18 protein-coding genes are annotated in these 21,394 nt (G+C 69.3%); 4 read left to right on the plus strand and 14 right to left on the minus strand.

The features are described from left to right. Positions 1 to 102: 102 nt before the first annotated feature. The 5 genes from VGR06_RS41985 to VGR06_RS42005 all read right to left on the minus strand — a co-directional run bounded on the left by VGR06_RS41985 (position 103) and on the right by VGR06_RS42005 (position 7,531). On the minus strand, positions 103 to 414 hold the full coding sequence (locus tag VGR06_RS41985) for a hypothetical protein (RefSeq protein ID WP_327564839.1): 312 nt from the start codon (positions 412 to 414) through the stop codon (positions 103 to 105). A gap of 141 nt (positions 415 to 555) precedes the next feature. Beyond that, complete coding sequence (locus VGR06_RS41990; RefSeq protein ID WP_327564840.1) at positions 556 to 921, minus strand: glyoxalase superfamily protein; 366 nt, start codon at positions 919 to 921, stop codon at positions 556 to 558. 77 nt (positions 922 to 998) lie between these two features. Next, on the minus strand, positions 999 to 1,739 hold the full coding sequence (locus tag VGR06_RS41995; RefSeq protein ID WP_327564841.1) for a YcnI family protein: 741 nt from the start codon (positions 1,737 to 1,739) through the stop codon (positions 999 to 1,001). Positions 1,740 to 1,759: 20 nt separating this feature from the next. Beyond that, positions 1,760 to 6,823 carry a hypothetical protein gene (locus VGR06_RS42000; RefSeq protein ID WP_327564842.1) on the minus strand — a complete coding sequence of 1,688 codons (5,064 nt, stop codon included), beginning with the start codon at positions 6,821 to 6,823 and terminating at the stop codon, positions 1,760 to 1,762. A 183-nt stretch (positions 6,824 to 7,006) separates the two neighbouring features. Then, positions 7,007 to 7,531, minus strand: a complete 525-nt coding sequence (locus tag VGR06_RS42005; RefSeq protein ID WP_327564843.1) for a hypothetical protein — start codon at positions 7,529 to 7,531, stop codon at positions 7,007 to 7,009. 222 nt (positions 7,532 to 7,753) lie between these two features. On the opposite strand from VGR06_RS42005, the gene VGR06_RS42010 reads away from it, so the two are divergent. After that, entirely contained in the window at positions 7,754 to 9,073 is a 1,320-nt protein-coding gene (locus VGR06_RS42010; protein ID WP_327564844.1) for an MFS transporter, read from the plus strand. Continuing rightward, complete coding sequence (locus VGR06_RS42015; protein WP_327564845.1) at positions 9,070 to 9,780, plus strand: SDR family NAD(P)-dependent oxidoreductase; 711 nt, start codon at positions 9,070 to 9,072, stop codon at positions 9,778 to 9,780. Before VGR06_RS42010 ends, VGR06_RS42015 begins: the two co-directional genes overlap by 4 nt. Positions 9,781 to 9,801: 21 nt before the next feature. Here VGR06_RS42015 and VGR06_RS42020 read toward each other — a convergent pair whose 3' ends face one another. Together VGR06_RS42020 and VGR06_RS42025 are read right to left on the minus strand one after the other, a co-directional pair. Next, entirely contained in the window at positions 9,802 to 10,644 is an 843-nt protein-coding gene (locus VGR06_RS42020; protein WP_327564846.1) for a phytanoyl-CoA dioxygenase family protein, read from the minus strand. A 17-nt stretch (positions 10,645 to 10,661) separates the two neighbouring features. Next, positions 10,662 to 11,900: a class I SAM-dependent methyltransferase gene (locus VGR06_RS42025; RefSeq protein WP_327564847.1), complete on the minus strand. Its 1,239-nt coding sequence runs from the start codon at positions 11,898 to 11,900 to the stop codon at positions 10,662 to 10,664. A gap of 128 nt (positions 11,901 to 12,028) precedes the next feature. Here VGR06_RS42025 and VGR06_RS42030 point away from each other — a divergent pair, with 128 nt between their 5' ends. Further along, a complete protein-coding gene (locus tag VGR06_RS42030; protein WP_327564848.1) occupies positions 12,029 to 13,255 on the plus strand; it encodes a nucleotide disphospho-sugar-binding domain-containing protein in 1,227 nt (408 codons plus the stop codon). Between the two features lie 108 nt (positions 13,256 to 13,363). Further along, on the plus strand, positions 13,364 to 14,605 hold the full coding sequence (locus VGR06_RS42035; protein WP_327564849.1) for a nucleotide disphospho-sugar-binding domain-containing protein: 1,242 nt from the start codon (positions 13,364 to 13,366) through the stop codon (positions 14,603 to 14,605). On the opposite strand, the gene VGR06_RS42040 is transcribed toward VGR06_RS42035, so the two are convergent. From VGR06_RS42040 to VGR06_RS42070, 7 genes are read right to left on the minus strand one after another with little or no spacing between them, the layout of a single operon-like run. Then, positions 14,537 to 16,039 carry an NDP-hexose 2,3-dehydratase family protein gene (locus VGR06_RS42040; RefSeq protein WP_327564850.1) on the minus strand — a complete coding sequence of 501 codons (1,503 nt, stop codon included), beginning with the start codon at positions 16,037 to 16,039 and terminating at the stop codon, positions 14,537 to 14,539. The genes VGR06_RS42035 and VGR06_RS42040 overlap by 69 nt on opposite strands. Further along, a complete protein-coding gene (locus VGR06_RS42045; RefSeq protein WP_327564851.1) occupies positions 16,036 to 16,644 on the minus strand; it encodes a dTDP-4-dehydrorhamnose 3,5-epimerase in 609 nt (202 codons plus the stop codon). Before VGR06_RS42045 ends, VGR06_RS42040 begins: the two co-directional genes overlap by 4 nt. Before the next feature lie 9 nt (positions 16,645 to 16,653). Further along, complete coding sequence (locus tag VGR06_RS42050; RefSeq protein WP_327564852.1) at positions 16,654 to 17,763, minus strand: DegT/DnrJ/EryC1/StrS family aminotransferase; 1,110 nt, start codon at positions 17,761 to 17,763, stop codon at positions 16,654 to 16,656. Between the two features lie 24 nt (positions 17,764 to 17,787). Further along, positions 17,788 to 18,684 carry a radical SAM protein gene (locus VGR06_RS42055; RefSeq protein WP_327564853.1) on the minus strand — a complete coding sequence of 299 codons (897 nt, stop codon included), beginning with the start codon at positions 18,682 to 18,684 and terminating at the stop codon, positions 17,788 to 17,790. Between the two features lie 30 nt (positions 18,685 to 18,714). Next, positions 18,715 to 19,365: a hypothetical protein gene (locus tag VGR06_RS42060; RefSeq protein WP_327564854.1), complete on the minus strand. Its 651-nt coding sequence runs from the start codon at positions 19,363 to 19,365 to the stop codon at positions 18,715 to 18,717. Continuing rightward, positions 19,362 to 20,156, minus strand: coding sequence for a class I SAM-dependent methyltransferase (locus VGR06_RS42065; RefSeq protein ID WP_327564855.1), 795 nt, complete (start codon positions 20,154 to 20,156; stop codon positions 19,362 to 19,364). The genes VGR06_RS42060 and VGR06_RS42065 overlap by 4 nt, the downstream gene beginning before the upstream one ends. After that, complete coding sequence (locus VGR06_RS42070; RefSeq protein WP_327564856.1) at positions 20,153 to 21,394, minus strand: nucleotide disphospho-sugar-binding domain-containing protein; 1,242 nt, start codon at positions 21,392 to 21,394, stop codon at positions 20,153 to 20,155. Before VGR06_RS42070 ends, VGR06_RS42065 begins: the two co-directional genes overlap by 4 nt.

Raw genomic sequence — 21,394 nt, forward strand, 5'->3', positions numbered from 1 at the left:
CAGCATATCCAGCAACGGCTAACGAATTGGCGGGAAATCCAATTTTTCTGGCTGGCTCGAGGTCCCAGTGGCAAACCGTGGGTTTCGTGTGCCTGCGAGTGGTCATGGTTTGCCACCGGCCGCGATCATTGTTCGGCCGGGCTCGATCTGCCGTCGCAGATGCGGGCCTGGGACCTCGATTACCGGACCGGCGTCGCTGTGGTGTGTCGGGCCACGACGCTTCGCCCGGTCCTGCAGTGCGCGGCCTAGGGTTACGAGGCGTCCGGCCAGGTGGGCCTCGTCGGCCACGCTGACTTGCTCCCGTCGGCCGGCATCCGCGTCGAGGAGCAGGAGCACGAACCGAGCGATGTGGTTGTTGACGCTCGACAGCTCGGCCATGAGCTCTAACTCGTCATGCCAGTCGGGAGAAGTCACTAGGCCACCCTTGACCTAGGGTCATGTCGAGACATCGGTCAAGTGACGGATATCTAGCCTGCCGCGCTCGCGGCAACTTTGCCGGGATTCGGGACCCTGTCGGGGCCGGCCCGGCCTCTCTTTTGTCCCCAGTGGACATTATCAGCCGGAGGTGTCCTGCACTGACCAGCGGTTGCCGTCTGGATCGGTGAAGAACACGAACGCGCCACCGGGGCCGCGGGTGACGTCGCTGACGTCCACGCCGCGGCCGGCGAGCTCGGCGCGGGCGGCGTCGATGTCGTCGACCACGAGCTGCATGCCGGCGGCCGTGCCCGGCTCGGAATCGATGACGCCCTTGCCGATGGCGATCGAGCACGGCGAGCCGGGCGGGGTCAGCTGGACGAAGCGCAGGTTCTCGCTGACCGTGTGGTCGTGGTCGACGGTGAAGCCGGCCTTCTCCGCGTAGAACTCCTTGGCCCGGTCCACGTCGGACACCGGCACGATCACCAGCTCGAGCTTGAAATCCATGGAGGGGACGGTATCACCATGAAGGGTCCCTTCAGGACGTTCAGCGCCCTGGAGGGACCCTTCACCGCGTGTGACGGCTACGCCGCCGCTTCATCACCCCCTCTGCGCCGGGCGGTGCGGACCGCTATCAGCACCGCCCAGAGGGCGGCCAGTACGGCGGCCGCGGTGGCCGCGAGGGCCCACCACGCGACGGGTGGCGTGCCGCCGCCCGTCGTCGTGGTCGCGGCGGCCGTTGCGAGGTGTCCGGCGTGTTCGCTGTCGGCCGTGGAGCCGGCGGGGGTGAGGGCGAGCACCGCAGCCGGATGCTCCGGCTCGGGTGCGCCCTCGACCGCCGGTTCGTCGATCCACCGGACGACCTGGCCGTCACTGTAGGTCTGGAGGACCTTGAAGACGGCCCGGTCGGCCTTGGGCAATGGACCGGCCGACACCCGGAACACCTCGTACTCGCCCGGTTTGACGGCCGTGTCAGGGCTCGCCGCGCTCCACTCGATCTGGCTGACCGCCTGGGTCACCTGCCCACCGTGGCCGTCCGGAACCGGAGCGGCCACGGGGGCCTTGGTGACTTTGTACGTCCACCCCGGGTGGGGCAGCACGGACACCGAGGCGATCGGCGTGTCGGTGGGGAACGCGACCTGGAGCTTCACCGTGGAGGCGGTGTCGCTCTCGGTGGGCACCTGGAAGGCGATCTCCGCGTGCCCGCCCTGCACCGCATCGGAAGAGTGCACTGTCACGTGCGCGCCGGCGATGAAGCCCGCGCCCAGCATGAGTCCACCCGAGACGGTTGCCACGACGCCAAGCCGGGCGAGTAGCCGGGACATTCTCTACTTCACCTCCCTGTCTAGAGCGTGCCGAGCCCGGAGCCGCCGGTCGGGAGCACCCGGAAGATGCCCCACGCGCCGGCTTCGGTGAACGGTTGGCGCATGTCGCCGTACAGGTAGTCGCCGGTCGCCCGGGTGGTACCACCCGCACCGCCGACCAGCTCGACCTCGGTCGTCTCGCCGGCCGTGAACGAGCGCGCCGCGAGCAACTGCGAGCGCTGGTCACTGCCGCCGTTCCACATGTTCGGGTCCTGCGGGAACACGTGGCCGCCGACGGAGAACGTGCTGAACTGGTCGGACGCACCGATGCCCAGCCGCATGACGATCGGGTCACCCGCGAACGCCTGGAACATCGGCGTCGCCGGATTACCGAAGGTCGACGAGCTGAACGCCAGATGGAATCTGGCCGTGGGGTTCGGCGGCACCGTGTTCAACCCCAGCCGCGTGGTGAGCGGCGCGCTGGAGTAGTTGACGTTGGTGAATGCCGCCGCGTTGCCGACCGGCCGGTTGAACGCCGGGAACTGGCTGTTCACCGCCGCACCGGCGACCACGTCCTGATAGTCGACGGTACTGCGGGCGTAGTGCTGGTCGGTCACCCCGATGCTGACGTTGAACTCGCGGAAGTTTCCGCTGGGCGCGCGGATGATCGCCTGGCTGGCGGTCCTCGTCGCGGACAGTGGCGCTCCGGAGAAACTGTCGAAGTAGGACGCGCCGGTCGGCTCGACCACCAGCTGGCCGTAGGCACCGTGGCGGATCGACGCCACACTGCCGAGGTTCTGGAAGATCGAGGTGCCGAGCGACTTGTCCGCCATGAACCGGAGCGTCGTGGTCTGCCCCGCCGCCACCGTGGTGTCGGGGTTGAGGCCGACCGCTGTGCCCGCGCCGTTCTGCGGGTTGTACAGCAGCTTCCCGAGGTCGAACCCGGCTCGCGTACCACCGTACGTGGTGCCGTTCGCGATCTGGTTGCGCAGGGTGAGCTGCACGCAGTCACCCTGGTTGGCCCGGATCACCAACGGTTCCGCCCGTTTGGTGCCGGCCCGGATCGCGGCCATGTCGCTGGTCAGCGAGTAGATGATGCCGCCCGCGTCCGCGGTGGGCGCCGTGGGCAACGGCTGGTTGAACACCGACACGTCGTAGCTGCGCACCGGAGCGGTGGCCGGGCACGCACTTGCCGAGTTCGAGACGTTGCTCGCGGTTGGTGCCGGTGGGTTCGGCCCAGGAGTCGTCTGCGTGTTGCCGGTCGCCGCCGTGAGGATCGGGAACCCGGTGCCACTGGGTGGCGCCGTCAGGCCCGGTAGCGGCTGCAGATCGGACCGCAGCCGGTCATGGACCCTGAAGATGCCCCAACCTCCCGATTCGAAGGCGAAGTTACGGGTGCTGTAGTACAGGTAGTCACCCGCCATCCGCGCCGGGCCACCCGCGCCTCCGTCCAGGACGTAGTCGAAGCGCTCGGATATGCCCGTGGTCGCGGCGTCGACCAGCTCACCGTCCACATTGAACCGTTCACGCTTGAACCGGTGGCCCTGGAACCGCAGGCCCTCGACCCGATCGCTCAGGCCGATGGTGCGGATCACCACCCGGTCGCCGACGTAGGCACGGAGCAGTGGTGTGCGTGGATCGCCGTACTTCACCGAGGAGAACACGTACGGATCCACCGCGGTCACGGTCGCCCCCACGGTGTTGGCCGCGGTGGGGTCGTTGACCCGGCTTGTCGCGTTGCGACAGAACCCGCCGTTGAACTCCTGTCTCTGTTGAGTGCCGGTGCCCGGTGGTGTTCGTTCACCGATGGGCGCGGCTCTCAGGTTGATACTGCTTTCCTCACACTCCTGCCCGGGATTTCGTCGTTGCGGGTTGGTCGGATCGTTGGCGAGCGCGGTCAGCTCAGCCCTACCGCGACGCCCGTTCCCGAGCCAGATCATGTACTCCCGGAACGAACCCGACACTCCGGAGCCGACCGTGCCATTGGTGTGGATGTCCACGATGGCACCGCTGCGCACCTGCGCACCGGTCCGCGGGTCGTGGTAGGTCGACCCCGCCGGCTCGATGATGTGCGCGCCGAACAGGCCGTGCGCCCACGACTCGATGCCGTTCACGTGGTCGTGCCAGAACACCGTGCCACTGTCCACATCGGAGTACCAGCGGTAGCGGGCGAACTCCACCGACACCGGCTCACCGACGGCGTGCGCCGACGCGAGACCGCTGTCGAAGGTCAGACGGAGACCGCTGATCGCGGTGATCTTCTTGACCTCGATGTTCGCCTTGCCGCTGCCGACCGCGATGAAGATGCCGACCCGCAGGTTGTCCACGTTGGTGACGTTGACCTGGGTGGCACCCGCGCCGACGGCGCCGGTGATCGTGCGGGCCTCGACCGAGTTCGGGTACACCGACTGCTCGTAGGACAGGCCCGTGATCACGCCGTCCGAGGCCTGCGGGTCGAACTGCACGAAGTGCGTGTGCATGTTGACCTTGGGCTGTTGAGCGAGGCTCATCTCGTTGGTCAGCGTGATCGCCACGCAGTCACCGACGTTGGACCGGATCGCCAGCGGCTCCCTGGGCTTGGTGCCCGCGATCACCTGATCCTTGTCCTCGTTGAGGACGAAGATCGTGCCGTTCGGATCGGACTCCCGGTCGGTCATCTGGATCGGCACGCCGACCCCGGTGACGTTGTACGTCCGCACCGTGCGCCCGGCCGGGCAGAGCCCGTCGGGTCTGGTGGAGGACGTGGTGTCACCCAGGTATGGCGTCCCGGTGTGACCATTCCCGGAGAACGGCGGCCGCTGGCCCAGATGGGGGCTCAGCAACGGGAAGGCCGGCCGCCCGTTGTTGGGATTGAACAGGATCGGATTTCGCTGGCCCGGTGTGGTCGACTCGAAGTTCGCCCATACCGTGGTGTCCTCGGGTTCACCCTGGTACAGCGGAGACGCTGCCGTACCTGCTTTCAGCCAGTCCCACACGGTGGCGTCGTTCTGGTTGAGCCGCACACCCTGCGGCGGGATCTGGCCTTCGACCAGCGTGGAGAGCAGGACCTGGCTGCTGGTCGGGGTGCCCGACCCGATCACCGTCCGGCCCTCGATGGTGCGCCCGATCAGGCCCTGCGAGGTCACCGCGGTCGGCGGGGCGGCACGCCCCGGAATGACCGCGAGGTTCGCCTGCCTGGTGTCGAACACCCGCCAGAAGGCCCACATGCCCGCGATGTAGTGATGGGCGATGTGGCAGTGGTACAGGAAGTCACCGGCGGTCTGCTGGCAGCCACCCGCACCACACTCGTGCCGCAGGTCGTAACTCTCGGACGGGCCGATGGTCTGCGAGTCGAGCATGATCGAACTCGTCCGGTCCGGCGGGTTCTTCTGCAACCCTCCGGCGAAGTTGTTCGCGACCGCGTTCGGGTTCAGCGGCCACCGGTCGCCGCCGCCGTGCAAGTGGTGCACGTGCAGCTGCTCGAACCCGGGGTGCAGGAGCCTGGTCTTTGTCGGCTCACCGAGGTACGAGCGGTTGATCGGCGTCGCCGGGTCGCCGTTCATGTACGAGCCGTAGATGAGCGACTCGGCGGCGTCCAGCGTGGTGGCGTCCTGCAGGCCGAGGAACGTCTGCAGCTCGAGGCGCCGGTAGAACGGCTCGCTGCGGTAGTTCAGCGCCCGGCTACCCGGCCGGTAGGCCTCGGTGTTGTAACCGCAGTTGTCCGGGCCGCCCTCGTCCCGCATGGGCAGCGGCGAGCCGAACTCGTCCGGCGCACCCAGGCAGTCGAGGTCACCGTCGGTCTCCCGCGGCGGCCGGCGAAGGTTGAACACCTCGTCGCCGATCTCGTGGTACATGGTGACGAACTCGCGGAAGTTCGTGCCGCTGCCCGGCCGGATGATGGCCGAGAAGCTGTTGAACGTCCGGTCGTTCGTGCGGTCCGCACCGGTGTCCGGGTCCAGCCACGTCGAGCCGGCGGGCTCGGCCACGAGCGCGCCGAACAGCCCGTGCGCGGTCAGCTGGGTGGAGTCACCACCGCTGCGGAACGCCCGGCCGCCCTCACCCATCAGCGGGTCGAGGAAGAACCGGTAGCTGCGGGTCGCACCCGGCGGCGCCATCACGCTGGTCGGGTTGTTGCCCACGGCCTGGCCACCGGCGCCGCTGGCGGCGTCGTAGGAAACGCCGGCCACGTCCATGGACACCGACGGCACGCCACCGGGTTGGGTGGACGTCACCGGGTCCGGGCCGAAGCCGGGGCCTCCCCGCGGCGGGTCGGTGAGGCGGTTGGTCAGGTTGACCTGCACGCATTCACCGAGCCGCGCACGCAGCGTCAGGGGCTGGATCGGGTCCTGCCCGAGGCCGTTGGAGACCTTGACGCCGGTGCCTTCCTCGACACCTTCGGCCTTCAGCGCGGCCTCGAACATCCGCACCTCGTTCAGCTTCTCGTTCTGCACGTACATGAAGCCGAACGGATCATGGTCGCCGAACCGGTTGACGGTGATGTCAACGTTGATCGCCGACACGTTGAAGGTGCGGGTCGGTGCGGTGGCACAGCCACCGACGGCCGCCTGCGCGCCCTCCTCCTCCGCGCTCGCCACGAAGGACGTGGGGACGAGGAAGATGCCGGCGATCAGCACCGGGACCATCGCCACCGTGGTGGCGAGATGGCCCGGGCCGTGCCGGCGCGCGGGACCGGGTTGACCAGCCACGATGGACAGCGTGAGCACGCCCATGATGAGCACGACCGGCTGGGCGGCGGCCGCGTTCACCAGTCCGTGGCTGATCAACCCGGAGACGGCGAGGCCCACCGCGTTGTGCGCGGCGTGGGCCTCTCCCCCGGCGACCCCGATCCAGCCGTGCAGCGGGGTCAGGATGGCCGCGAGAGGTGCGAACAGTGGAACGAAGAACAGCGACGCGAGCGCCGCCGTGGTCAGGCGGGGTGCCTGCCGGACATCGAGCAGCGACGCCACCCGGACGGCCAGCCATACCGCGGCCGCCGCGACCGGGACCGTGAGCATGGCGTCGAGCAGCACCCCGAGCAGGTGGCTGCCATCGACCGTGCCGGACAGCATGCCCGACAGATGGCGGGACAGGGTGACCGCGACCGCGATCACCACCGTCAGCGCCACCCCTACTCCAGCGGACTGGCCCGGCGGTCCAGAGCCGGGCACATCAGGGTCGTAGTCCGCCGCTAATGCGGAATGGCGGCCGGGTCTCCGACCGCCATGACGGGACCAGAACATCGGTTTCCCCTTTCCACCATGACTGCCATGTCACGGTGCGCCCAACAAATTCCCCCTAGTGGATTCCTGTTAAGAGTTGTGCTGATGGGGTACGGCGCCGTTCACGGGTACCAAAATCCGGGCCGTAGAGCCACCGTGGGACCATTCGAGCCACGTGGACGAATCGTCCAGCTCGCCCGACGGTAGATCAAAGAAGAGGGTGCCGTTAACGGCATTGCGGCCGGCTAGCCGGGGCAGCTCACCGAACGTGTCCGACTGCGGGGTGACGAGCTCGGCGTCCTTGCCGGTGTGCAGGGCGAACTCGCTGCCGAGCCGCGCGGCCTTGCTCGCGTCGCCGGTGTTCAGCACCGTCAAGGTCACCGACAAGCGCTCTTTGCCCTGCTCAGGCATGCCGGGCATCATGGCGGGCGGCATCTGGAAGCCGGGCGTGCTGGCCATGTCGTGGCCCATGTCGATCCAGCCGGCCTTGGTGACCTGGACGTTGAGACCGTCGAGGCTGCCCACCTCGGTCGCCTGCGCCTCGGTGTTGAACGCGGCAAAGAGCCTGGTGACGCCGAAAAGCGCCGCAGCCAAAGCGACCACGACGACGGTCACGATCCTGATTCTCGCCAGGTGCATCGAAACCCACCTCGATATTGGAGCAGCTACCGATAACCGCATGTCAGAAACCGGAGTAGCCTGTGGCTGGGGTTATTGGCTGTCCTGGTAAACCTGGTCGTTCGCGAATATTCCACGACGGTGATCATGTAGGAATAGCCAGAACCACTTAGGGGCGGAAACCTCCTAAGGAAGGCCACCTAAGTAAGGTTGACAGGAATGACAGAAAGCGACCACTCCGGCGCCGTCGGCACGATGGTTCCGCAAGGCCTGCGGCGCAACCGGAACTACCGCCGGGTCTGGGTCAGCCAGGCGGTGTCCCTGCTCGGCGACGAGGTCCTGGCCACCGCGATCATGCTGTACCTCGGCATCGCCGCGGGCGACCAGCCGTGGGGTCCGGCGGCGGTCGCCGGAGTGCTGATCGCGCGGACGATCCCCGTGCTGCTGTTCAGCCTGGTCGGCGGCGTGTACGCGGACCGGTGGGACCGCCGGCGACTGATGCTCGCCATGGACGCGGCTCGGGCCGGACTGGTCGCCGGGCTCGCCGTGCTGCTGCTCACCGGGACCGGCCTGCCCGTCGGGGTCCAGCTCGGCGCGATCTACCTGGTCATCACGCTCAGCGCGCTCGCCGCCCTGTTCTTCAATCCCGCCAGGTACGGGCTGCTGGCCACCATCGTCGCCGACGCCGACCGGGAGCGGATGGCCAGCCTCACCCAGGGCACCGCTGCCCTCGCCGGCATCATCGGTCCCCCGCTCGCCGCCGGGATGCTGGCGGCGACCGACGCCCCGTGGTCGCTGCTGTTCACCGCGGCCGGCTTCGCCATCTCCTACACGGCTCTGGTCAAGGTCCGCGCCGCGCGGGCCGGCGAACCGGTTCGGCCCGGCCAGCGACCCGGTGTGTGGCGCGACCTGCTCACCGGGATGCGGTACGTGGCGGGCAACCGGTTGCTGCGGATCATGCTGACCACCACGGTCCTGATCGGGATCGGGGTGGAGGCGATCGGCACCCTGGACATCTTCTTCATCATGCGGAACCTGCACGCTTCCGCGCAGATGTACGGGGTGCTGGGCGGCGTGTACGCCGTCGGCACGCTGGCCGGGGCGGCGCTGGCCGCGGGACTCGGCGCCCGGCTGGGCGCGACCAGGGTCTACGCCTACGGCTTCCTGCTCACCGGCCTGCTGCTGGCCACCTACTCGAGAATGACCACGCTGACCGGCGGGATCATCATGCTGGGTCTCACCGGTGTGCCGACCGCCGCCGCCTACTCCATGGTCGGGCCGCTGATCATGCGGGCGACGCCGGAGAACCTGATCGGCCGGGTCAGCGCGATGTTCAACCAGGCCGACCAGTTCGCGACGCTGGTGACCGTGTCGGTGACGGCGTGGCTGGCCGGCACGGTGCTCAGAGATCTCGACCGCACCGTGGCCGGTGTCCACTTCGGCACCATCGACAGCGTCTTCCTGGTCGCGGGCATCCTCATCGCGGCCACCGGCCTGTGGTTGACCCGCGCGCTGCGTACCGAATGGAAGGACACATGACGGTCACCATGATCACCGGCGGCACTCGCGGGATCGGCCGCGAGGTCGCCCGCCAGCTCGCCGAGGTGCACGGCCACCGGGTGTTGCTCGGTGCCCGCGACCTTCGGCGCGGCCGGGCGGTGGCCGCCGGCATGCGCGGCCGGGTTGAGGCGGTCGAGCTCGATGTGACCAATCCGGCCACGATCGACGCGCTTGCCGCCCGGCTCGACGGCCTCGACGTGCTCGTCAACAACGCCGGCGTGCAACTCGACGGCGAGGTCCCGTCGACCGAGCCGGACTGGGCAGCGATCGGCGGCACGCTCGAGGTGAACCTGCTGGGCCCGTGGCGGGTGACCGCCGCGGTGGTTCCGCTGCTGCGGCGCTCCCCGCACCCGCGGATCGTCAACGTCTCGTCCAGCTCCGGCCTCACCCGCCTGGTGAACGAGAGCGGCGACGCCAGCTACTGCGTCTCGAAGGCGGGCCTCAACATGCTGACCAAGATCTGGTCGGTCGAGCTGCCGGGCGTCCTGGTCAACGCGGCCTGCCCAGGCTGGGTCCAGACCGACATGGGCGGCCCGGACGCGCCCCGGACCCTCGCCGAGGGCGTGCAGGGGATCCTGTGGCTGGCAACGCTTCCCGACGACGGACCGACCGGCCGCTTCTACCGCTTCGGCACCCAGGCGATGCGGCACGCCACCGCGATGGCCGAGGCCGAGGTGCCGTACTAGTCGCGTGTGGACGGACCGGGGTCACAGGTGGTTGTCGTCCATGACGCACGGCGCGAAGAGATCGCACAGGTCCTCGTCGGCGAAGTAGTCCTGAAGGTAGGGCTCGCGGCCGAACCGGTGGAACCACGGCACGGCCATCCAGGCGAAGTGCGCGAACCGGACCTGCTCGGAGTAGATGGGTGCGGGTGCGTGCACCGTGGACTCCGAGAACATCACGATGCTGCCGGCCTCGGCGGTGGGCTGCACGATCTCGTAGCGGCCTTCGACCGCGTCCCAGGTGTCCTCGTCCTTCTCCACGAGCGGGCCGGTGTAGGTGTGCGACCGGTCGAGGATCGCGGTCACGCCGTGCTCGGGCGAGACGGGCGTGAAGTACATCCCCATGGTCAGCATCGACGTGTGGACCAGTCGCGGATCGGTGTCGTGCGGCTTGATGATGTCCTTGGGACGGAAGCTGCGATGCCATCCCCACATCCGCCGGTCGTTGACGACCTCGGGGTGCGCGTGGCGGTCCCGGTCCGGATAGGTGATCACCGAGAACGACTGCATGTGACGGATCCGGTCGTGCCCGATGAGCTGGCGGGCGGCCGGGAGCAGGCCGGGAATCCGGTACAGCTCGTAGAAGACCGGATCGTGCATGTGAGCGTCCCGGTAGGCGGTCGTGTTCGCACGATCCGCCGGGTCGCGGGTGCGGCCGCAGGTGAACCGGCCGACCAGACGCTCGGTCGCCTCGCGGATCGCCTGGCAGAGCTCTGGTTCGACCACCCCCTCCAGCAGCACCCAGCCGTGCTCGGAGAAGTGCCGGTGCTGCTCCCAGGTGAGTCCGTCCCGGTTCAGTGTGGACCGTGTGTCCACGGCGGTGCCCATCTCCCAACCTCCTTGTGTTACCGCCGCACGATCTCCAGTTCGGGCAGCGGGAAGACCAGGCTGCCGCCGCCGGCCAGGAAGGCGCCCTCGCGCTCGAGGAATCCCGCGCGGTGCATCCAGGGCAGGACCAGAAGCTGGTCCGGGCGGCGCTCCTTGGCCTCCTCCTCGGAGACGATGGGAATCCAGGTGCCCGGCGTGAACCAGCCGTGCTTGTCCGCGTTGACCTCGCCGATGACCGGGAGGTCGTCGGCGGTGATTCCGCAGTGTTGCAGGATCACGTTGCCCTTGGTCGAGGCGCCGTAACCGAGGGTCAGCTTTCCGGCGCGGCGCGAGCTGTCGAGGAAGTCGCGCAGCCGCTCCGGATGCTCGCGGACCCGGGCGCCGAACGCCTCGTACGGGGCCATCGTGTCCATGCCCAGTTCGATTTCTTTTTGCCGAATGTTTCCGACGCCCTGCTCGTCGACGCCGTACCGATCCGGATGCTTCGCCATAATGGTGCACAGGCTGCCGCCGTAAACGTCGGTGAGGTCCGCCCGGATGACGGTGAACCCGACCTGGCTCGCCATCCATTCGATCTGCTTGAACGCGTAGAACTCCAGGTGCTCGTGGCAGATGTTGTCGTAGCCGTTCGTCGCGAGCATCGACGGCAGGTAGCTGTGTTCCAGCATCCACACGCCGTCGTCGTCGAGCACGTCGTAGACGTCCTGCACGAAATCCAGTGGGCGCGGCAGATCGTAGAACATCGCGATCGACGTAACCGCCCTGGCCCGCCGGGCGCCGAACTGCTCCACGAACGCCTTCTTGGTGAAGAAATCCGGAATCAGCGTGACGTGCTCCGGGTAGTCCGCGCGGAACTGCTCGCCGTTCGGGTCGATTCCGACCAGGGTCGGGCCGTCCGCCGGATAGTGTTTCAGCAGCGTGGCGTCGTTGCTGCCGATGTCGAGCAGCAGATCGCCCCGCTCCGGCTCGACCAGTCCGGTGATTGTGGCGACCTTTCCCTGTAAGTGATTCACCATGAACGGGCGGATCGAGGAACGGTATCCGTATACGCCCTCGTACATTTGCTCGAAGTCCGCGGTGTGCCGAAGCTGCACGAGTCCGCAGCCGTCCGGCCCGCACTTGACGAGTTCGAGCGGAATCTTCGGGATGTTCTCGTCCCGGCGCGGAAGGAAAACCCCGCTCAGCGCCTGAGGGCCGAGATCGAGAATCGGCAGAAGCTCACGATTCCCGCAAATGCGGCAGTCTTCGATGATCATCTGATCTCCCCGGCCGTAGTACACTCTGAGGGCGCGTGCTTGAGTTGCCGGACATCAGGATAACCTACTTGGTGTCCTAGGTAATTTTCGTGATACCCTTTTACCGGGCCCGTGGCTATCGTTCGCTGGTGCGCATACTGTTCACCGTGTACGGATCGCGGCCGCACATCTATCCGCTCGTGCCACTGGCCTGGGCGCTGCGATCCGTCGGGCACGAGGTGCGTCTGGCCAGCACACCCAGCTGGGCCGACGACCTCACTCACACCGGGCTACCCGCCGTGACCGTCGGCGGGTCGCCGCAGGTCAGCCGAGCCGAACGGGACGCCCTGGCCGGCACGATCTACTACCAGCCGAAGCCGTGGCGGGTTGACTGGGCCACCCACATCGACCGGCTCGACCGTGAGCAGTGGGACTACCTCGAGGCGGCCGGCCGCTACCTGTCGGCGGCCGCCGACGCGATGACCGACGACCTGATCGGCTTCGCCCGCGACTGGGGTCCGGACGCGGTCGTGTACGACACGCACAGCTACGCCGGGGCGGTTGCCGCCGCGGCGGTCGGCGTACCCGGGGTTTCACACCGCAACGGCCCGGACGCCGGGCTGCGGTTCGAGGTGATCCAACCCGGACTCGAGCCGCTGCCGGAGTATGCCGCCCTGTTCGAACGGCACGGGCTGGCCGTGCCGGCCGACCCACCGGCCACTGTGGACCCGACGCCGCCGAGCATGCGGGTCGTCTCGCCGCCCGGCATGCTCGGGATGCGGCACATCTCCTTCAACGGACCGGGAATCATGCCGGACGGGCTGACCGGGCCGCGGCCGCGGCCACGGGTCCTGGTCACCTGGGGCCACAGTATCTCCGAGGGCATCGGCGCCGCCGGTGCCGTGCCGTTCCACCAGGCCGTCGAGGCGGTCGCCGAGCTGGGTCTGGACTGCCTCCTCGCGGTGCCGCCGGTGGAGGTCGAGCGGCTCGGGACGCTGCCCGGCCACGCCCGGGCGCTCGCCTCGGTTCCGCTGCAGCTGGTACTGCCGCACTGTGACGCGATCATCCACCAGGGTGGCTACGGCAGCGCGCTGACCGCCGCCGCTGCCGGCATCCCGCAGCTGGTCATCGCCAGCTACCCGGAGACCGACATGTGCGCCGCCCGGTTGGTCGCCGTCGGCGCCGGCCTGCACCTGCGCGTTCCGGACCTCCGCGCGGACCTGGACAGCCGGGCGACCATTCGCGACGCCGTGGCGACCCTGCTGTTCAGCACCGGGTACGCCGACGGCGCCCGGCGGTTACGCGCGGACATCGAGAGCCAGCCGGCACCCGCGGAGGTGGCGACCAGGCTGCTCGCGCTCATCACCACAGGTTGATCAGGCTCAAGCACATCAGGTTGATCAAGGCTCCACACACCGCAGGTTGATCAGGTCCACGCACCCGCAGGCAAAAGGGGATTCACAGACAAAAGGGGGCTCAAGCACATGCGTGTCATGTTCGCCACGGGCGGCGGCTCGTCGCTCTTCTACCCGTTCGTGCCGCTGGCCTGGGCGTTCCGGGTCGCCGGGCACGAGGTGCGCCTGGTCGGCAAGCCGCAGATCGGGGTGTCCCTGATGCGCACCGGGCTGCCGGTGGTGACCCTCGGCAGACCACCCGACCTCTCCCCCGAGCTGAAGGCCGAGCTGGTCGAGGCCTACTACGGGGAAACCCGGTCCTGGGGGGCGGACTGGGTGCTGCGGCCGGATTCCCTGACCGACTGGCAGCTCGGCCTGATCGAGGTGCTCGGCCGCTACAACGTCGCGGTCTCCGACGCGATGGCCGACGACCTGGTCGCGTTCGCCGAGGAGTGGCGCCCGGACCTGATCATCCACGAGACGCTGGCGCTGGCCTCGGAGATCGCCGGCCAGCGCCTGGACGTGCCCGTGCTCCGGTACGTGCACGGAACCTTCGACGCGTTCCGGGAGGAGTACCGGGTCACCGACAACCAGCCGCTGCCGGAGCTGGTGGCCATGTTCGAACGGTTCGGCCAGACCCCGCCGCCGGGACTGCCGCGCTACCTGGACACCGTGCCGCCCAGCATGTACCTCGGTGCGGAACGGCCGTGCATCGAGATGCGCTACGTGCCCTACAACGGGCCGGGCACCGTGCCCCAGGGGCTGCGCCGGCACGACCGGCCGCGGATCTGCTTCACCTGGGGGGTGAGCCTGTCCAGCGCACTGGGCGCGGCCGCGGCCGACCCGTACCTGGACGCGATCACCGCGATCGCCGCGGCCGGTGTCGAGGTGCTGGTGCTCGTCACCCCCGACCAGCTGTCCACAATGGACGATCTGCCGCCCGGGGTGCGGCCGCTCGCCGGCGTCCCGCTCAACCTCGTCCTGCCGTACTGTGACGCGATCGTCCATCACGGCGGCGACGGCACCGCCATGACCGCCGCCTGCCTCGCCGTGCCCCAACTGGTGATCCCGCGCGAGCGGCTGGCCGACCCGATCGCCGGCATGCTGGCCAAGACCGGCGCCGCCATCCACCTGCCGAACGAGCAGCTGACCGACGATCCGCAGGCCGGCCGGGTGATCACCGGCGCGGTCGACCGGCTGCTGACCGAGGAGGACTACGCCGTGGCGGCGCAGCGCCTCCGCGAGGACATCGAGCGCCAGCCCTCACCCGCCGAGCTCGTGCCCCGGCTCGCCGAGCTGGCCGCCGGTCACGGACCTCTGGTCGACCGGTAGGCCGGCGACCATGGCATGCAGGCAGGCGATCATGGTGCGGGCCTGGACGTTGACGTAGTGGCTGTGCCGGAGCAGCTCGATGAGCTGCCGGACGGTGAGCCACCGGAAGTTGTCGGGAACGGTCCGCGGATCCCGGTCGGTCTCGACGACGATGTACCGGTTGCGGGCCCGGTAGAACCGGCCGCCCTCTTCGGACAGCACGGTGGCGAACCGGATCCGCTCGGGCTCGGCGTCCAGCACATCGTCCAAATAGGATGGAACGGTCGGGAGCAGATCGTAGTTCTGCGGAGCGCACTGCACCGTCGGCGCCAACTCGATGACGTCCACGAACCCGGGTTCCACCCGCGCCTGCACCAGCGCGTGCAGCACACCCTCGATCTCGCGCACCAGGAACGCGACGACGCCGGTGCCATGTGGCTCCACCATCGGCTGGGTCCAGTGCGTGACCTCCCGCCCGCGCGCGGTCACGTCGACCCCGATGACGCCGAAGAACCGCCCGGTCTCGTGCTCGATCCGCTCGGGCCCGAAGTCCCAGTGCGCGACCGTGTTCAGCGGGATGATCCTGGTGGTGATCTCGGTGAGGGTGCGCCGTTCGGTGATCCAGCTCAGGATGTCGCTCATCGGGTGCAGGCTGCCGGACCGCTCGTCGCAGGAGCGGACCAGCGCGTCCTGGAAGGCGTCGTCGCCCGCCAGCGGGTAGGCCTGTTCCAGGTCCCCGCCGGAGAACGGCAGGCAGGACAGCACCGTGCGGGCGTCCATGTTGAGCACGTCCTCCACCGCGAGCAACTGGTGCACCTGGCCCAGCGTCATCCAGCGGAACCCGTCCAGCACCTCGATGTCCTCGCGGACCTCGACCACCATGTTGCGGTTGCGTTTCTGGTGGAACCACGAGCCCTGCTCGGACTGCCGCACGTCGGCGACCACCGAGGACCGCGCGGTGTCCACGAAGTACTTCAGGTACGGCACCGGTTTGCCGCCGTGCACCCGGGTGTAGTTGCTCCGGGTCGCCTGCACCGTCGGCGAGAGCTGCAGGCCGTTGGCGTTGCCCGGCTCGATCTTCGCCTGCATCAGGCAGTGCAGGACGCCGTCGAACTCCTTGACCAGGATGCCGAGGATGCCGATCTCCGGCTGGATGATGATCGGCTGATGCCAGCGCTGGACCGGCCCGCCGGGAAGATCCACGAACAGGCCCTCCACCGAGAAGAACTTCCCGCTGTGGTGGCGGATGTTTCCGGTGTCCCGCTCGACGTACCAACCCTCCAGCCGGTCCAGCGGGATCCGTTCCACCTCCGCGTAGGCGTGCCGGTGGCAGTCGGCGAACCAGGCGGTGAACTCGGCGAGCTCGGCGCTCACCGCCCCGGTGGGAGCCATGGAGCTGGCGATGCGCAGCGGGGTGAGCCGGTCGCGCTCCTGCAGCAGGGGTACGTGCGTCATGCTGTGCTCCCAACCATTTCCGCCAACTGCTGGCAGACCGCGTAGTCCGGCAGCAGGCCCGCCGCACCGGCCTGCGCCAGCGTCGGGGCCGCGGTGTCCCGTTCGGACAGAATCGGCTCGAGGCCGTCGGTGACCGGCAGACCGAGCGCCGGGTCGGATATCGAGATCGCCAGCTCGTTGCGCGCCTGGTAGGCGGTGGTGAGCAGGTAGGACATGACCGTTTCGTCGGCCAGCGCCACATAGGCGAGGCCAACGCCGATCGGCAGGTACACCGCACGCGCGGACTCGCCGTCCAGCTCCACCACGTCCCAGCGGCCGTACGTCGGCGAGCCGACCCGGATGTCCACAATGAACTCCCGGGCCCGCCCGTGGACGCAGTAGACGTACTTGGCGCCGCCGGGCGGGGTGCGGGTGAAGTGGACGCCCCGGACGACACCGCGCCGGGACACCGTCAGGCTCGCCTGCGCCACCGGAAAGACCGGCAGCCCGACCGCCGCCAGGAGACTCGCGTGCTGCATGGGCGCGGCAAAAGCTCCCCGGTGGTCGGAAAAGGTCTCCGGCTCGAACGTGAACGCACCGGAGACGGCGAGCTCTTGAGCGCGCACGGGTCCTCCTTAGAGCGCGGCCAGCACCTTGAGCAGTGCCTCGATGACCTCGTCCTGGGTTTCCCGGGACAGTGCGGGGTACATCGGCAGCGAGAAGATCTCGTCCGCCAGCGCCTCGGTGACCGGCAGCGAACCCTTGGCGTAGCCGAGCTTCGCGAAGCCGGTCATGGTGTGCACCGGCCACGGGTAGCTGATGTTGAGCGAGACGTCGTACTTCTTCATCGCCTCGATGATGTCGTCGCGCCGGGGATGGCGGACGACGTAGACGTAGTAGACGTGCTCGTTGCCGGGCACCACGCTGGGCAGGACCAGGTCTGTGTCGGACAGCGCCTCGGCGTAGCGCGCGGCCACCGCGCGGCGCCCGGCGACGTAGTCGTCGAGCCGGCGAAGCTTGCGGCGCAGGATCTCCGCGTGCACCTCGTCCAGACGGCAGTTGTGGCCGGGGGTTTCCACCACGTAGTAGCGCTCGGCCATGCCGTAGTAGCGGATCCGGCGCAGCCGTTCGGCCACCGCGTCGTCGGAGGTGACCGTGGCGCCGCCGTCGCCGTAGCCGCCGAGGACCTTGGTCGGGTAGAAGGAGAACCCGGCCGCGTTGCCCATCGCCCCGGCGATCTCCCCGTGCTGGCGGGCGCCGTGGGCCTGCGCGCAGTCCTCGAAGATCGGCAGGCCGTGCCGGGTGGCGGTGGCGCGCAGTGCGGCCATGTCCACGCACTGGCCGTACAGGTGGACCGGGAGCAGGCAGCGGGTGCGCGGGGTGATCGCCGCTTCGACCTGGTCCGTGCGCATCAGGTAGCTGTCCGGATCGATGTCGACGAACACCGGCGTGGCGCCGATGCTGTCGATGGCCACCACCGTGGGCGCCGCGGTGTTCGACACCGTGATCACCTCGTCGCCCGGCCCGATCCCCAGTGCCTGCAGGCCGAGCTTGATGGCGTTGGTGCCGTTGTCCACCCCGACGCAGTGCCGGACGCCGTGGTATTCGGCGAACTCCTGCTCGAAACCCCGGACACTGTCACCCAGGATCAGCCGGCCCGAGCGGAAGACCGTCTCCACCGCGTCGAGGATGTCCGCGCGCTCGGCCTCGTACTCGGGCAGGTAGTTCCAGACGAAAGTGGTCATCGTTCCTCCAGTAACGGTTCCGGCTCACAGCACTTTCGTCTGGGTGCGCCAGGTGTAGCTGTGCGGCAGTTTCTCCTCGCGCTCGGCGAGGTAGGCGTAGTCGACGAGATCCTCGGTCGGTTTCTGCTGCGGCGTGCGCCACTCCCGGCGGCGGACCTGCTGGTGCGGGAACGCGAGGCCGACCGTGCCGAGGCAGAACCGGCAGGCGTACAAGGGTTCCTCGGAGTTCAGGTAGGTGAGCAGATTCGCCCCGGTGCCGGCGTCGTCGGTGAGCACCAGGCCGTCGCGCGGCTCCTCGCCGCGCAGCACCGGCAGGAAGTAGCCCTCCGGGCACTTGTAGAACACCCCGTTGATCACCGTGTGGCAGCGCCACAGGTTGACGATCTCGCAGGTGTTGTAGATCCGGCGGACCAGGTGCCGGTCGTGGGTGCCGTACTCCGAATGCGACTCCCGGAACTGGTCGTAGCGGGAGATGGTCAGCTCGGTGCCGTACCGGGTGCCGAGTTCGCGCCACCGGTCCACCTCGCCCTCCCCCGGCTCGTATCCCGGGTAGACGGACACCCAGACCTCGTCGACCGCGGCCCAGAACTCCGGGCCCTGGCGCGGCAGCAGCACCCCGTTGGTCACCACGGTCACGGTGTCGGTGATCCCGCTGGCCCGCACGGCCTCGGCCAGTGCCACCAGGTCGGGGTGCAGCAGCGGCTCGCCGCCGAGCAGCTTCACCCGCTGCGCCCGGTACCACCGGGCCAGCCGGGTCAGGTCGCGGCGGGTCACGTCCGGCTCGGCGATGTCCTTGGGCCGCAGCACCGGCGAGGCGTGCGTGCAGGACCGGCAGGTCAGGTTGCAGCCGTGCGCGGCCATGATCTCCAGGTTCGGATTGTGGATGAGGCCGTCCCCGGCAGGCTCGAACTTCGTTGGCATCGCTGCACTCCCATCATGTGCCCGTGGGCACTAGGCCTCGGTATCCGCGCCGGCCCGGGCCCAGGCCAGCCGGTTCCACCGGTACGCCGGAGCCGCCTCGCCACCGGCGAGCGGCGCCGTGCCCAGCAGGCGAAATCCGTTGATCCGCAGCACCAGATCCAGCTCCCGGGGCAGGAAGAACCGGATCAGCAGGGTCTCCCGCGCCGCCGTAACCACCCGGCCGCCGGAGAGCCGCCAGCGCTGCAGGTCCAGCCGGAGCACCGACTCGTCGGTGTCGACCGATCCGCGGGTCGCCGTGACGAGCTGCGTCGCGCCGTCGGTGACCCGGGTGAAGCGGTTGTGCGACCGCCGGCTCAGGACGGCGTTGCCGTCCAGCACGTCGAACAGGAACAGGCCCCCGGGTCGCAGGTGGTGCCGAACGGTGTCCACAGTAGATCGAAGAGCATCCTCCTCCGGTTGCCGGCCGAACGCGGAACCCAGCAGGACCACCGCGTCGAACGTCTGGCCGGGCGCCGTCCCCGCCGCGTCGACCGGATCGAACCCCGCCGCGGCAAGGGATTCCCGGTGCCGCCCGCCGAGGTCGAGCACCGAGCCGACCGAACCGTGCTCCTTGCACACGTCGACCAGCTGGTCCACTTCGGACTGAGGATCCGTCGCTTCCGGCCACATCATGGTGCTCATTTCTTCCGGGCCCAGGCCAGGCGCAGCCACGGCTGGCTGGGGTTGCCGGTCTCGCCGGCCAGGCCCGCATAGCCGAGCAGCTCGAACCCGGCGGTGGCCAGCAGCAGCCGCAACTCGCGCCGGGCGAAATACCGGATGAGGTGCGTCTCGTGCACCTGGTCGTGCACCGCCTCGCCGTCCAGCTCCCACATGTCCAGCGCCATCTCGATGACCTGCTCGTCCGGGTTCACCGAGGTGGTGTGGCCGGTCAGCAGCGGCCGGGCACCCGGCGTGCGCAGCGAGCCGCCGCTGATCGGGCCCGGCTCGCCCAGCACCGCGGTGGCGTCCTCCACGTCGAAGACCACCAGCCCGCCCGGGTCGAGATGATCACCCATGACGGTCAGCGCGCGGAGCACCCGCTCGTTCGAGACGAAGTAACCCAGCAGCGAGAACATCATGATGACCGCGTCGAACCGGCGGTCCAGCGAGAGCTCGAACAGGTCCGACTCGACGACCCGGGCCCGGTCGCCGAACCGGGCGAGACGCTCGCGGGCCCGCCGCACCATGGGCCCGGACCGGTCGACGCCGACCACCTCGTGCCAGGACTCGGCGAGCAGCTCGAGGTGGCGCCCGGTGCCGCAGCCGAGGTCGAGCACCGCGGAGACCGGGCCCTCCCGGGTGAAGATGCCCCGGATCTGGTCGGTCTCCGCGCGGTAGTCCTTGGCCCGGTGGAACATGTCGAAGTAGGTCGCGTGGAGTTGCCCGAACAGGTTCTCGTGCAACGGTTCGACCACGTTCGCGTCGTATCTCACGAGCCGACCTCCAGAGCCACCGGCGTTTCCGCCAGATCCGCGAGCACCGGCACGAGTTCGGCCGGCGCGGGCTGGTTCTCGATCTCGGTGCGCAGCCGCTGGGCGGCCTGCCGGTAGGCCGGATCGGTGAGCAACCGTTCGACCGCGCCGCGGAGCACGTCCGCGCGCGCCGGGTCGTCGCGCAGCTCCTGGTAGCGCAGGTGGATGCCGGCACCGGCGCCGGCGAGGCGTCCGGGCGCCACCTCGGCGTCGGGCTTGCGGCTGATCCCCAGCTGGGGCAGGCCGAGCGCGGCGCCGGTCAGCGTGGTGCCGTCACCGCCCTGCTGCACCAGCAGGTCGCAGTGCGGCAGGATCAGCTGCAGCGGCACGGATGCGGCGGTTCGGGTGCCTGGCGGGAGGGCGCCGAGCAGCTCGATCTGCTCGGCCGTGGTGACCACCACGAGCTCCACGTCGAGCCCGGCGAGCGCGTCGATCGCCTGCCGGAACGGGTGCCCGGCCTGCCCGCCGAGCGCGGCTCCCGCGGTGTGCCCCCAGGTCACGCACACCCGCGGCCGGCCGGCCGGTACGCCCACCCACTCCGGCACGACTCCCGGCCCGTTGTATGGGATGTAGCGCATGGCCAAGGTGTCCACTTCGGACATGAGGCGCAGGCTCGGGGGTGTCACGTCGACCGCGGCGGCCGGGGCGAGGCAGACCGGCAACCCGTGGTCGCCGAACAGCCGCACATACTCCGGCAGCGGCTCACCGCAGGCGTCGAGCTCGATCCGCGGCATGGCCACGGTGCCGAACAGGTACCGGATCCCCGGGATGCCGAGCCGGGCGGCGACGACCGGGCCGGCGAACGAGATCGCGTCGTAGACCAGCAGATCCGGCCGCCAGTCCGCGGCGAACTCGGCGAGCTCCGGCACCATCGCCGCGGCGCCGCGGATCAGCCGGCCGGCGATGAACCTCAGGTAGGCCTGCCGCTCCGGGCCGAGCGCACCGAGGTCGAGGCCCCAGTTCTGCGGCCACGGCCCCTGCCCGTAGATGGTGGCCTGCGTCTCCTTCCGCTCCTCGTCCGTCCACTGTGGAGTCGCGGTGATCTCGACGGCCGGCAGCCCGGCGTCGGCGATGTGCCCGCCCACCCGCGACCCGCTGGCGATCCGGACCTCGTGCCCGGCCGCGCGGCACGCCCAGGCCAGCGGCACCACCGGATACAGGTGCGGAACCGCGGCCTGGCAGGTGAACAGCACACGCAT

Origin of the sequence: Actinophytocola sp., assembly GCF_036002505.1 — a bacterium.
GTDB lineage: Bacteria > Actinomycetota > Actinomycetes > Mycobacteriales > Pseudonocardiaceae > DASYTH01.